Source organism: Thiohalocapsa sp., from assembly GCF_022340605.1.
In the GTDB taxonomy this organism is placed as follows: Bacteria; Pseudomonadota; Gammaproteobacteria; order Chromatiales; family Chromatiaceae; genus Thiohalocapsa.
Map to the genome: position 1 here is coordinate 1 of NZ_JAJDNQ010000062.1, position 12,587 is coordinate 12,587.

The window sequence follows — 12,587 nt, forward strand, 5'->3', positions numbered from 1 at the left end:
GTCCGCGACCAGCTCACCCTGATCCGGCTGCGCAACACCTCGCCCGCGTTCCGCGGCGCGCTCACCGTCGCCGACACCGACGACCGCAGGCTAGAGCTCACCTGGCGCAACGGCAGCGACACCGCGACGCTGCATGCCGACCTCGTCGACTGCGGCTTTGAGGTCATCACCCAACAGGCCGACGGCACGGAACAGCGGCTCGCCTTCGGCTAGTCCGTCCGGCCGTCCATCGCGAGCACCAGCGCCCGCACCGCCGCCGCATCGGTGCAGCCGAGCGCGCGCTCGGCCAGCGCCCGGCAGGCCGCCGGATACAGCCCGGCGAGCCGGGCCTTCACCACCGGCACCGCGGCCGGATGCACGCTCAGCTCACCGACGCCGAGGCCGATCAACAGCGGGATCGCGAGCGGGTCGGCGCCCAGCTCGCCGCAGACGCCCACCGGGATACCGGCGGCGCGGGCCGCGTCGCAGGTGAGCGCGACGGCGCGCAGCACCGCGGGGTGGAGACCATCGGCCAGCCCGGTAACGGCGGCATTGCCGCGCTCGGCGGCCATCACGTACTGCGTGAGGTCATTGGTGCCCAGGGAGAAGTAGTCGCAGCGCGCGGCGAGCTGCGGGGCGGCGAGCGCGGCCGCGGGCGTCTCGACCATGATCCCGAGCTGCAACGGCCAGGCATGCGCGACACCGGCACGCGCCAGGTCGGCATGGGCGCCGGCGAGCGCGGCGCGGATCGCGTCGATCTCGGCCGCGGTGGCGACCATCGGGATCATGATCCCGATCCGCCTGCCGGCCCCGGCGCGCAGCAGCGCCCGGAGTTGCGTATCGCGCAGCGCGTGGAAGGCGGGGTCGGCGAGCAGCCGCACGCCGCGCAGCCCGAGAAACGGGTTCGCCTCCACGGGCAGGGCGAGGGCGCGCAGCGGCTTGTCGCCGCCGATGTCGAACAGACGCAGCCGCGGCGGCCTGTCGTCCGCGCCGGTCTCGGGGAAGGCGGCGAGGATGGGCGCCAGGCGCGCGACCTGCGCGTCCTCATCCGGCACCTGCTCCGCGTCGAGCAGGGCCAGCTCGGTGCGCAGCAGGCCGATGCCCTGCGCGCCGCCCGCGGCCGCGGCGCGGGCGTCGGCGGCGCTCGCGACACTGGCTTGCACCGGGAGCGGGCTGCCGTCCGCGAGCACGCCCGGCTGCCGCGGGCGCTCGCGCAGCGCGGCGGCGGCACGCGCCGCCTCGGCGAGACGGGCACGGGCGGCCGCGAGCCGCGCCGGGCCGGGCGCCGGCTCCAGCGTGCCGGCGTCGCCATCGAGGACCGCCGCCACGCCGTCGAGCCGGCTCCCGCCGGCCGGCAAAGCGAGCCCGGTCACCATCGGCAAGCCGAGCCCGCGAACGATGATGGCGGCGTGGGCGTCACGGGAGCCACGCGCGCTCGCGACGCCAGCAACGCGCGCCGGATCGAGGGCCAGGGCCTGCGACGTCGTCAGTTTATCGACGACCAGGATGGCCCCCGCGGGCAGCGCCGCCAAGGTCCCCGGCGCTGGCTCGGGAGCCCGCGCGAGCAGCGCGAGGACCTGCCCCGCCGCATCCTCGACATCGGCGGCACGGGCGCGCTGATACGCGTCCGCCAGCGCGCGATAGCCGGCCGCGAGCCGCGCCGCCACCAGCCGAAAAGCGGTTACTGCATCGCAGACGCGATCGCGCAGCAGCGCGCGCACGCCGGTCTCCAGCGCCGGGTCCGCGAGCACGGCCGCCTGCGCCTCGGCGATGCCGGCGGCATCGCCGCGCGCGCGTGCACGGGCGGCCCTCGACTGCTCACGCAGCCTCGCGCCGACGCGGCCGAGCGCCGCGCGCACCGGCTCCAGCGCGGCCTCGACCTCTGCCTCGGCGAGCGGCGCCGAGCGCACCGGGGGGTCGCCAGCGTCGACGAGCACCGACGCGGCGGCGAGCACGGCGAGCGTTCCGACGGCGAGGCCGGGCGCTGCCGGCATGCCGGTCAGGATCGCACCCGTGCCCGCCGATGCCGCAGGAAGATCGCCGGGCGGCGTTGCCGCGGGCCCGCCGGCAGCGTCAGCCGCCGGCGTGCGTCCGGCCTCGCCGAAGCCCCGCGCCACCAGCGCCCGGACTGCCGCGAGCAGCGCGGGCGCGTCGGCGCCGTCGGCAGTCATCTCGATCACATCACCGCGGTCGATGCCGAGGGTCGCGATGGCGTTCAGGCTGCGCGCGTCGCCCCAGGCGCCGGGGGCATCGGCGCGGCGCAGCCAGGCCGTGGCACCGAAGCGGCCGATGGTCGCCACCAGCGCCGCGGCCGGGCGCAGGTGCAGGCCGTGATCGATGTCGATGCGAAAGCGCTCGCGGATGCCGGGCGGCTCGGCGCCGTCGGTGACTTGCTGCACGGCGGCGCTCGGGGCAGCGGGGCTTGGCGGCGCGGCGGCATCGCAGCCGGCCAACTGTGCCTGCTTCGGTGCCAGCGCGCCGAGGGCCTCGCGGGCGACGGTGTCGAGATCGGCGCCGAGCCCGATCTGCACCGCCGCCGCGACGGCGCCCTCCACCAGCGGCGCCGCGACCAGCCGCGCCGGCCCCGCGAGCTGGCCTTCGGCGAGCTCCAGCGCGGTCTCCGCGGCTAGCAGCGCGCCGCCGAGGTCGGCGAGCACCAGCACGCCGGCGGCGGAGTCGACCCGCAGCATCGCATCGAGGATGTCGGTCGCATCGGTGCCGAGGGCGTCGTGCGCATCGCCGACGCCACCAGCGAACGCGATCGGCAGCGGCCCCTGTCCGACCGCCATGGCGAGCCGGGCGACGGCCTCCGCGAGCGCCCGGCTGTGGGAGACGACGACGAGGCCGACCCGAGCCGCCATGGTCATCGCCGGGTTGCCCTGGAGGCTCAGCCGAGGGTCTCGTGCGCCGCCGCGAGCAGCAGCGCCGTGGACGCCGCGCCGGGGTCGATGTGCCCGCGGCTGCGCTCGCCGAGGTAGCTGGCCCGGCCCTTGCGCGCGACGAGTGGCAGGGTCGCGTCGCGACCGGCGGCGGCAGCCGCGGCGGCCGCGGCGAGCATGTCGGCGACGGCGCCGCCGGCGGCACGGCTCGCGCCGAGCGCCTCCACGGCCGGCCCCCAGGCATCGATCATGGTCTTGTCGCCGACGACGGCCTTGCCGCGCTCGGCGATGCCGGCGGCACCGGCGGCGAACAGCGCTTCGACCCCGGCCGCATCGACCTCGGCGACGGCACCGGCCACCGGCGCCGCACGCAGGAAGAAGGTCCCGTAGAGCGGCCCGGAGGCGCCGCCGACGGTGCGAATCAGCGTCATCGCGACGGCCTTCAGCAGCGCGCCGACGTCCGCCGGCGGCGCGGCGACGATAGCCTGGTGGGCGGCCGCGAAGCCACGCGCCATGTTGATGCCGTGGTCGGCGTCGCCGATGGCGGCGTCGAGATCGGTCAGATAGTCCTTCTGCTCCGCGTAGACCGCGTCGAGCCGCGCGATCCAAGCGGCGAACCGGGCCAGCGTCGCCATCAGCAGCCCCAGCGCAACGCCGGTGTCAGCACCGGGTCGTCCCACAGCGCGACGAGCTCGTCGTCGGCCTTCAGCAATGTCAGCGAGAAGCCGGCCATCTCCAGCGACGTGATGTAGTTGCCGACCAGGCGCCGGCGCACGCGCAGCCCCTTCGCGGCGACGATGCGGTGGAGCTCGTTGTAGAGCAGGTAAAGCTCCATGAGTGGCGTGCCGCCCATGCCGTTCAGCAGCACGATGACATCGTCGCCATCGCGAAACGGCAGGTCGTCGATGACGGCCCCGGCGACCTGCTCCATCAGCTCGCGCGCCGGGCGCAGCTTGGCGCGCTCGCGCCCCGGCTCACCGTGGATGCCGACGCCGATCTCGATCTCGTCGTCGGCGAGCGTGAAGGTAGGACGGCCCGCCGCCGGCACCGTGCAGGGCGTCAGCGCGACGCCCATGGAGCGCCCGGTGTCGCAGATGCGCCGGGCCAGCGCCGCCAGCGCGTCGAGCCCGAGACCACGCTCCGCCGCGGCACCGAGCAGGCGCTCCAGCAGCACCGTGGTGCCGAGACCGCGCCGGCCGGCGGTGAAGGTGCTGTCCTCCACCGCGACGTCATCGGCGACGACCACCGCCTCCACCTCGATGCCGTCGGCGCGGCACAGCTCGGCGGCGGTCTCGAAGTTCAGCACATCGCCGGTGTAGTTCTTGACGATATGCAGCGCGCCCCTGCCGCTCACCACGGCGCGGGTGGCGGCCTCGATGCGGTCCGGCGTCGGCGAGGTGAAGACCTCGCCCGGGCAGGCGGCGTCGAGCATGCCCCGGCCGACGAAGCCCGCGTGCAGGGGCTCGTGGCCGCTGCCGCCGCCGGAGACGATCGCAACCTTGTCTGCCACCGGCGCATCCGCGCGCACGACAAAGAGCGGATCGAACGAGACCCGCAGCAGGTCGCCGTGGGCCGCGGCGAGCCCGTGCAGCGATTCGACGACGACATCCTCGGGCCGGTTGATGAGCTTCTTCATGCGCGCCTCCGCGTGGATCGGGCCGTTGACCGAGCTGTTGGCGCGCACATCGTCGCGGATATCGTCGGCGATTGCGAGCCGCCGACCTCAGTGGCGCAAGCCGCTGAAACTGAGAGACAGGGTCAAGCATCCGCCCTGGGACGGGGCGTCCGCCAGCACGCCATCGAGCCAGTCGAACATCCGCTGATGAAACAGCGAGCGCGCCATCATTGCACGATGATTGCCGGCGCGTTCCTTGGCGCGAATGTAGAACTCGTTCTCGTTGACGATGTCGGGGAAGATGTCGAATTTCTCGGCCGTTTCCCTTGTCTCGTTGCTCCGCGCGCCCGCTTGCGGCATCGCTCCCGCGCTCGATCAGGCTGCGCCGAAGATCGTCACGCCGGCCCGCTGCGCCGCGGCAACGAGCTTCACGTCAAAGGATGCGAGGACCGACCCCGTGCGCAGGGCCAGCTCGAGGTAGGTCGCGTTGTAGGCGGAGAGCCGATGCTCACAGGGGTCGGTGAAGCTGGCGAAGGCGTCGGCCCAATGCGGCTCGCGGCGGACCGCTTCGGCGACCTCTTCCAGGCTGGTGAGCGCGGCGCGGGTGACCAGGCGCAGATGCGCCAGGCCATACGGCTTCAGCGCCCGGTGGATGCCGCGCGATGCATCCGCCTGCTCTGGCACCCAGTGCAGGGCGTTGAACGAGACCACCAGGTCGAAGCGCGCATCGAAGCCAAGGCTGCGCGCGTCACCCGCCTCGAAGCGCAGGTTCGGCCTCTGATCGGCGCCGAACTGCCTTTGGGCGTAGCGCACCATATCGGCCGAGGCGTCCAGCTTGGCCGTCGGGGGGAATGGCCGCTTCCTCCCTCCAGCGCGCTCTTCAGTGTCGCCCTGGAGGGCGACACTCCGGCCGACACGCCGGCCCTAGCCCCTAGCCCCGTCTTCAACCAGGCATGGTCGGGAACCCGGCCCGTGGGCCCATCTCGTAGCGGTCGCGGGCGTAGAGCGGCGGGGATTGCATGTAGACGGCCACCAGGCCGGCGATGGACTCCAGTGCTTCCTGGTGCACGCGCTCGTAGCCGTGGCTGGCGTCCACGCCGAAGGTGACCAGGGCGGTGCGCACGTCGTTGCCGGCCTCCAGCGCGGCGGCGCTGTCGGAGCGGTAGTACTTGAAGACATCGCGCTGGTGCGGGATCTGGAACTCCTGGCAGATCTGGATGATGCGGTGGGTCAGGTGGTAATCGAACGGTCCGCCCATGTCGGCCATGCAGATGGTGACGCCGAACTCGCTGGAGTTCTGCCCCGGTGCCGTGGTGCCGTTGTCGATGGTGAGCATCTCGGCGACGTCCTGGTGCAGCGCGCCGGAGGCGCCGGAGCCGACCTCCTCCGAGATGGTGAATAGCGGATGGCAGTCCACCGGCAGCGGGATGTGATGCTCTTTGACCGCCTTGGTGGCAGCGAGCAGCAGCGCGGCGCCGGCCTTGTCGTCGAGGTGGCGGGAGTTGATGAAGCCGGTGTCGGTGATCTCGGGCGTGGTGTCGATGGCAATGAAGTCGCCCACGTGCACGCCAAGCCGCAGCAGGTCGTCGATGTCGAACACGCGCTCGTCGATGCGGAACTCGACATGGTCCCAGCCGGTGGGCTGGGTATCCACCTCGGGTCCGAAGGTGTGGCCGGACGCCTTCATGGGCAGGATGGTGCCGCGGTGCTGGCCATAGTCGGTGAAGAGCGTGCAGCGGGCGCCCTCGGCGAAGCGAGCGTTCCAGTGCCCCACCGGTACCAGTTGCAGCCGTCCGTTGGGCTTCAGCGCCTTGACCATGGCCCCGAGGGTGTCCACGTGCGCGACGACGGCCTTGTTCGGCTTGCGCGCCTCGCCCTTCAGCGTGGCCCGAATGGCGCCGCGGCGGGTCAGCTCGAAGGGCACGTCCATGCGCTCCAGCTCCTCACAGACCAGGTGCACGACGCGGTCGGTGTAGCCGGACGGGCTCGGCGTGAACAGGAGCCGCAGCAGGATGTCGAGCAGGTATTCGTTGTCGATGGGGACGGCTTTCAAACGCGTGAGTCTCGTCAGTGGGTCTGGTCAGTGGGTCTCATCAAGCGTAGCGCTGGGAATGCTGGCGTGCCGTGGTCTGCGGAAACAGCAGATCGACAAAGCGCTCGGCGGTGGGCTGCGGCTCGTGGTTGGCGAGCCCGGGGCGCTCGTTGGCCTCGATGATGACGTACTCGGAGCCGCCCACGTCCGGCACCAGAAAGTCCAGCCCCGTGACGGGAATGTCAAGCTCGCGCGCGGCCTTCTGCGCCGCGGCAGCCAGGGTCGGACTCAACTGCGCGGTGCAGTCGTGGATGGTGCCGCCGGTGTGCAGGTTGGCGGTCTTGCGCACGACGATGGTCTCGCCTTCGGGCGGCGTGTCGTCCATCTTGTAACCGGCCTGCCGCACGCAGCGCTCGGTCTCGTCGTCCAGCGGGATGGAGCTCTCACCGCCGGTGGCCGCGCGCCGGCGCCGGCTCTGGATCTGGATCAGCTCGTTGACGGTGTTCTGGCCGTTACCCACCACGTGGGCGGGGCGGCGGATGGCGGCGGCGACCACCTCGAAGTCGATGACGACGACGCGCAGATCATCGCCCTCGCAGAACTGCTCCAGGATCACCGTCTCGCAGATGCGCCGGGCGGCCTTGATGGCCCGCTCTAGGTCGCTCACGGAGCGGATGTCCACGCTGATGCCGGCCCCCTGCTCGCCGCGGGCGGGCTTGACCACCACGCGCTTATGCTTGGTGAGGAATGCCTCGGCCTGGTCCAGCGCCTCGTACCGGCACTGCTCCGGCACCTTCAGCCCGGCGCGGCGCAGCAGCCGCTGGGTGACGGCTTTATCGTCGCAGCGGCTCATGGCGACGGCGGTGGTGAGCTCGCTCAGGGATTCGCGGCAGACAACGCGCCGCCCGCCGAGGCTGAGCGCGAAGTAGCCGCCGTCGGTATCGATCACCTCGATGCCGATGCCGCGCCGGCGCGCCTCGTTGACGATAATGGTGGCGTAGGGATTGAGGTTGGCCTCGGGCTGCCTGCCGATGAAGAGCGGCTCATTGTAGGCGTTCTTGTTTTTCACGCAAAAGGCCGGCACGCGCTCGAAGCCAAGCTTCTCGTAGAGCCGGATGGCGCCGCGGTTGTCGTGCATGACCGAAAGGTCCAGGAAGGCACGCCCGCGCGCCTGATAGAACTCCACCACCTGACGCACCAGCATCTCGCCGATACCGGGGTACGGCGCCTGGGCGTCCACGCACAGCGCCCACAGGCTCGCGCCGTGCTCGTAGTCGCCGAAGGCCTCGACATGGTCCACGCCGCAGACGACGCCGAGGATGGCGCCGTCCTGAAGATCTTCGGCCACCCAGTAGTGCAGCACCCGCGAAGCGCGCTGGCCAAAAATGAAGTCCGGGTCTGGCGGGACCATCTTGCGCGCGGCGTAGAGCCGGTGCGCCGCCTCGGCATCCAAGTGGCTGGTGAGCAGTCGCACCACGAAGCCCTTCGGCCGGCGGCGGGTGAATTGGTAGCGCTCGAACCAGAGCCTGAAGGTGTGGGAGGGATCGAGGAACAGGTCCTGCGGCGCATAGGACAGCACTACGTGCGGATCGCGCAGGTAGAGCGCCACGTCGCGGCGTCCGGGCTGCTCGTCTTGCAGGCAGCGCGCCAGACGCTGAGCATCGTTGAAGGTCTGGCCGAAGATGAGCCGGCCCCAGCCGCAGTCCACGACCGTCTCGGACCAGCTCTCGTCGTCACTGCGCGGCTTGCTGTCCCAGCTGCTCACCGACGGCCCGCGCTTGCGCTCGAGGCGGTGGTGGATGCTGTCTCGTGGGCTGCTCATGAGATCTGTCCTCTTCGTCCCGTTGTGTTGCTGCTTGGGCGGGCCAATGCTTGCTCAAGGGCACTTCGCACTGCGCACTCCGCACTTTTTCAGATCCCCTGCTCCGCCAGCCAAAGCTCCAATAACGCCACCTGCCAGAGCTTGGAGCCGCGCAACGGGGTAATGTGCGACTCGGGGTCCGCCAAGAGCTCGTTCACGTAGTCGGCTTGGAACAGCTGGCGGTCGCGGGCGCGCTGAGACGTGACGGCGTCGCGCATCATGTCCAGCACCTCGCCGCGCGGGTACTTGAGCGCCGGCACCGGGAAGTAGCCCTTCGGGCGGTCGATGACTTCTTTCGGAATGACACGCCGGCCCACGGCCTTGAGCACGCATTTGCCGTCGTCGCAGAGCTTGTGCTCGGCGGGAATGCGTGCGGCCAGCTCGACGAGCTCGTGATCCAGGAAGGGCACCCGTGCCTCCAGGCCGGCGGCCATGGTCATGTTGTCCACGCGCTTGACCGGGTCGTCCACCAGCATGATGAGCTGGTCGATGCGCAGCGCCTTGTCCACGGCGGCCTCGGCGCCGGGCATCGCGAAGTGATCCCGAATGAACGCACGGCTGTAGTCGTCGCCGTGCAGTCTGGGGTGCACGGCGCGCAGGTACTCGTGCTGGCCGCGGTCGCAGAAGACGCGCGCGTAATCCGTCGCCGGGTCGGTGGAGCCCTGCATTGGCGGATACCAGTGGTAGCCACCGAAGACCTCGTCCGCCCCCTGCCCGCTCTGCACCACCTTAACGTGCCGGGCCACCTCCTGCGAGAGCAGGTAGAAGCCGATGACGTCGTGGCTCACCATCGGCTCGGACATGGCGCGGATGCAGCCCGGCAGGCTCGGCAGCAACATAGCCGCGGAGTCCACGTGGATCTTGTGGTGCCGGGTGCCGTAGTGCTTGGCGATGATGTCCGAGTACTGGAACTCGTCGCCGGCCTCGTCGCCGACGCTCTCGAAGCCGACGGAGAAGGTGTTGAGTCCGGTCTGCCCCTGATCGGCCAGCAGCCCCACGATGAGGCTCGAGTCCAGCCCGCCCGAGAGCAGCACGCCCACGTCCACGTCCGCCACCAGGCGGCGGTCCACGGCGGTGCGCAGCGCCTCGAGCACCCGCTCCTGCCAGTCCTCGAAGGTGAGTCCTCGCTCCTCCGGCAAGGTCTCGAACGTCGGCGCCCAGTAGCCGTGCTCGCGGCTGGTGCCGTCCGGCTCGATGACGCGGATGCTGGCCGGCGCCAGCTTGCGCACGCCGCGCAGGATGGTGTACGGCGCCGGCACGACGGCGTGGAAGTGCATGTAGTGGTGCAGCGCCACCGGGTCGAGGTCGGTGTCGATGCCGCCACCCGCCAGCAGCGCCGGCAGCGTGGACGCGAAGCGCAGCGCGCCCGGCAGCTCGGCGAAGTAGAGCGGCTTGATGCCGAGCCGGTCGCGCGCCAGCGTGAGCCGGCCCGTATCGCGCTCGGCCACAGCGAAGGCGAACATGCCGTGGAAGCGGTGCACGCAGTCGGCGCCCCAGGCGTGGAACGCCTTCAGCACAACCTCTGTGTCGCCGTGAGAGAAAAAGCGGTAGCCCTGCGCGCTCAGCTCCTCGCGGAGCTGCTTATAGTTGTAGATGCAACCGTTGAAGGCCACCGTCAGCCCAAGCTCGCTGTCCACCATGGGCTGGCTCGCGTGGGTGCTGAGGTCGATGATACTGAGCCGCCGGTGCCCCAGCGCGATGCGGCCCTGTTGGTAGAGCCCGCTCGCATCCGGACCGCGGGGCTCCATGGTGGCGTTGACGGCGCCGAGTGCGCCGAGGTCGATGGGTCGGTCGTCGAAGCGGATCTCGCCGCAGAATCCACACACGTCTCGGGTACTCCTGTCGGGGCGGTGAAGGCTGCGGCGAACGGCCCCGGCTCGCGCACGCCGGCGGGGGTCGAAGAGGATGGCGGGTGGCTTGCCCACCGGGCGACGATCAGTGCGCATCGGCGCGCCAAGCACCGCCGCCATCGCTCAAGTTGCCGACCATGTTAACGAAAGCCCCGCCCGGCTGCCAGAAAGCCCCGGCTCCAAGACCTGCCAACGCGCATGGGAACCCCGGACATCGGCCACACGGCTCGGGCATCTGCTGATGGGCCCGGAGCCAGCCGCGGGAGGAAGGATCGCGGCGGCATTCGCATTCCCGGCATCCGCCCCTATGTTCCCGCCGGTTGGACAAATCTTGGACGGCGCCGCGACGGCGCCCCAGTACGAGACAGGTGGAACACCATGGCACCCAAACCGAATATCGCGCGCATCGCCTCCGACGGCCACTACGCCGACAGCTTCGATGCCGCACGGGAAGAAGAAGTCTACGACGAGGCGAAAGAGCGCCTGGTGCGTGAGATGCTCCAGGAGATCGGCGAAGACCCGGGCCGCGAGGGGCTGCGCCGCACCCCGCTGCGGGTCGCGAAGGCAATGGACTTCCTCACCAGCGGCTATCAGATGTCCGCGGAGGAGATCATCAAGAAGGCCGTCTTCGAGGAAGACGTCAAGGAGATGGTCATCGTCCGCGACATCGAGTTCTACAGCATGTGCGAGCACCACATGCTGCCCTTCTTCGGCCACGCCCACGTCGGCTACCTGCCGAACGGCAAGGTGGTGGGTCTGAGCAAGATCGCCCGCGTCGTGGACGTCTTCGCGCGTCGGCTCCAGGTGCAGGAGCGGCTCACCAACCAGGTGGCCGACGCCCTGATGGAGCACTTGGGCGCCCATGGCGTGGCCGTGGTCATGGAGGCGAGCCACACCTGCATGATGATGCGCGGCGTGCAGAAGCAGAACAGCACCACGGTCTCCAGCGCCATGCGCGGCACCTTCGAGGACGACCCGCGCACCCGCTCGGAGTTCATGGGGTTTCTGCACAAGTAGGCCATGGCAGAACGCATGCGCTTGTACCGGGCAACCGCGACGAGGCGCCGCCGGCTATACTCGCGACGAGTCGACACAGACACGCGCGGCGTCGAGAGCGCCTGCCATCCCAATGACCGCGATCGCGCATAAGCCACACATCTGGACCCGTGCGGAATTCGAGCATCTGGTGGGCTCGGGCGTCCTCGACCCCGAATCCAGGGTCGAGCTCGTGGACGGGGAGATCCTCGACACGCCACCCCAGAAAAGCCGTCACGCCACGGCGGTACAGCTGATCGACGACGCCGTGCGAGCAGCCTTCGGCCGGCATTGCAGCGTTCGCGCGCGACTTCCGCTGGCGATCGACGGCTACTCCGAGCCCGAGCCCGACATCGCCGTCGTCACCGGTGGCCCGCGCGACCACCGCGACGCCCATCCCGCCACGGCTCTCCTGATCGTCGAGGTCGCCGACACCTCGCTCGCCTTCGACCGCACCCGCAAGCTCGCCCTCTACGCCCGCAACGCCATCCCCGAGTACTGGATACTGAACCTCGTCGATGCCGTGCTGGAGGTCCACCGCGACCCCACCGGCGACGCCTACGCCACCCGTTCCGTGCTCGCCCCCGCCGAGCGGATCGCACCCCTGCAAGCGCCAGCTCAGCCCGCCATCGCAATCGCCGACCTGATCCCGTAGCACATCCCTCTCGATGCATCGCGCGCGCTGCCTGATCGTGCCGGCGCGCCAGCGCCGACGCGGCCACCCGCGGCGCTCCAGCGCCGCGTCCCGGCTCAGCAGTGCCAGCGGTCGATCTCGATCAGCCCCTCGGCGCCGGCATAGTTGCGGGCGCTCGAGTATCGCCAGTGCTCGGCCAGGTCGACGTAGCCGCGCTTGACCGGGTTGCGGTGGATGTAGTCGAGCTTCTGGCGCATGACGGCGTCGGAAATGACCATCTCGGCATGCGCGCCCTCCTGCCAGAACTGGTACTGACGGTCCGTGCGGTGGCCAGGCTTGGCGAAGCGCAGCCGCTTCAGTATGGGCTCGGCGCGGCGTTGCTCCACCAGCTCGATAAGCCGGCCGGCAATGTAGGACTTGAAGCTGGCGACGCATTTGTCGAGCCGTGGCCTCCCGCCCGGCTTCCACCAGATCCGCTACTTCGGCCTGCTCGCCGGCGCCAAGCGCAAGGCCCACCTCACCCGATGCCGCGCCCTGCTCGGGCTCGACCCGCCGGAGGTGCCCTACATCGCCGACATGGATGAGTTCCTCGCCAAGCAGGCCGTCGACCCCATGCTCTGTCCCGCCTGCCTGCAAGGGCGCCTGCGCAATGTCTTCCAGATCCTCTCCTTCCATGATCCGCCGACCGAGTATGCCGCGGCG

At 70.7% G+C, this 12,587-nt stretch carries 11 protein-coding genes and 2 pseudogenes; 4 read left to right on the forward strand and 9 right to left on the reverse strand.

The genetic code is table 11. From position 1 onward, the window contains the following. A pseudogene (locus tag LJE69_RS07885) lies at positions 1-213 on the forward strand (glycosidase); the annotation flags it as partial. On the opposite strand, the gene ptsP reads toward LJE69_RS07885, so the two are convergent. From ptsP to LJE69_RS07925, 8 genes are all read right to left on the reverse strand, one after another. Then, the gene (gene ptsP / locus LJE69_RS07890; RefSeq protein ID WP_296923649.1) at positions 210-2,846 is read right to left on the reverse strand and encodes a phosphoenolpyruvate--protein phosphotransferase; all 2,637 of its coding nucleotides are present in this window, start codon (positions 2,844-2,846) and stop codon (positions 210-212) included. The pseudogene LJE69_RS07885 and the gene ptsP sit on opposite strands and share 4 nt — an antisense overlap. Before the next feature lie 20 nt (positions 2,847-2,866). Further along, entirely contained in the window at positions 2,867-3,538 is a 672-nt protein-coding gene (gene dhaL, locus LJE69_RS07895; RefSeq protein WP_296923651.1) for a dihydroxyacetone kinase subunit DhaL, read from the reverse strand. Next, complete coding sequence (dhaK, locus tag LJE69_RS07900; RefSeq protein ID WP_296923653.1) at positions 3,493-4,494, reverse strand: dihydroxyacetone kinase subunit DhaK; 1,002 nt, start codon at positions 4,492-4,494, stop codon at positions 3,493-3,495. The genes dhaL and dhaK overlap by 46 nt, the downstream gene beginning before the upstream one ends. Positions 4,495-4,581: 87 nt before the next feature. Continuing rightward, positions 4,582-4,833 carry a hypothetical protein gene (locus tag LJE69_RS07905; RefSeq protein WP_296923655.1) on the reverse strand — a complete coding sequence of 84 codons (252 nt, stop codon included), beginning with the start codon at positions 4,831-4,833 and terminating at the stop codon, positions 4,582-4,584. Positions 4,834-4,848: 15 nt separating this feature from the next. Further along, a complete protein-coding gene (locus LJE69_RS07910) occupies positions 4,849-5,307 on the reverse strand; it encodes a methyltransferase domain-containing protein (RefSeq protein ID WP_296923670.1) in 459 nt (152 codons plus the stop codon). 109 nt (positions 5,308-5,416) lie between these two features. Further along, entirely contained in the window at positions 5,417-6,526 is a 1,110-nt protein-coding gene (locus LJE69_RS07915) for an osmoprotectant NAGGN system M42 family peptidase (protein ID WP_296923657.1), read from the reverse strand. A gap of 40 nt (positions 6,527-6,566) precedes the next feature. Then, positions 6,567-8,327 (reverse strand): N-acetylglutaminylglutamine synthetase, encoded by a 1,761-nt coding sequence (gene ngg / locus LJE69_RS07920; protein ID WP_296923659.1) that lies wholly within the window; start codon positions 8,325-8,327, stop codon positions 6,567-6,569. An 89-nt stretch (positions 8,328-8,416) separates the two neighbouring features. Next, the gene (locus LJE69_RS07925) at positions 8,417-10,192 is read right to left on the reverse strand and encodes an N-acetylglutaminylglutamine amidotransferase (protein ID WP_296923661.1); all 1,776 of its coding nucleotides are present in this window, start codon (positions 10,190-10,192) and stop codon (positions 8,417-8,419) included. A gap of 402 nt (positions 10,193-10,594) precedes the next feature. Between LJE69_RS07925 and folE the strand changes: the two genes are divergently transcribed. Both folE and LJE69_RS07935 read left to right on the forward strand, forming a co-directional pair. Next, a complete protein-coding gene (folE, locus tag LJE69_RS07930) occupies positions 10,595-11,233 on the forward strand; it encodes a GTP cyclohydrolase I FolE (RefSeq protein ID WP_296923663.1) in 639 nt (212 codons plus the stop codon). Positions 11,234-11,345: 112 nt separating this feature from the next. Beyond that, a complete protein-coding gene (locus LJE69_RS07935; RefSeq protein ID WP_296923666.1) occupies positions 11,346-11,906 on the forward strand; it encodes a Uma2 family endonuclease in 561 nt (186 codons plus the stop codon). A 95-nt stretch (positions 11,907-12,001) separates the two neighbouring features. Here the strand turns inward: LJE69_RS07935 and LJE69_RS07940 are convergent, their stop codons facing one another. Continuing rightward, a complete protein-coding gene (locus tag LJE69_RS07940; RefSeq protein WP_296923668.1) occupies positions 12,002-12,271 on the reverse strand; it encodes a hypothetical protein in 270 nt (89 codons plus the stop codon). Positions 12,272-12,302: 31 nt separating this feature from the next. Here LJE69_RS07940 and LJE69_RS07945 point away from each other — a divergent pair. Continuing rightward, positions 12,303-12,587 (forward strand): annotated as a pseudogene (locus LJE69_RS07945) (hypothetical protein); the annotation flags it as partial.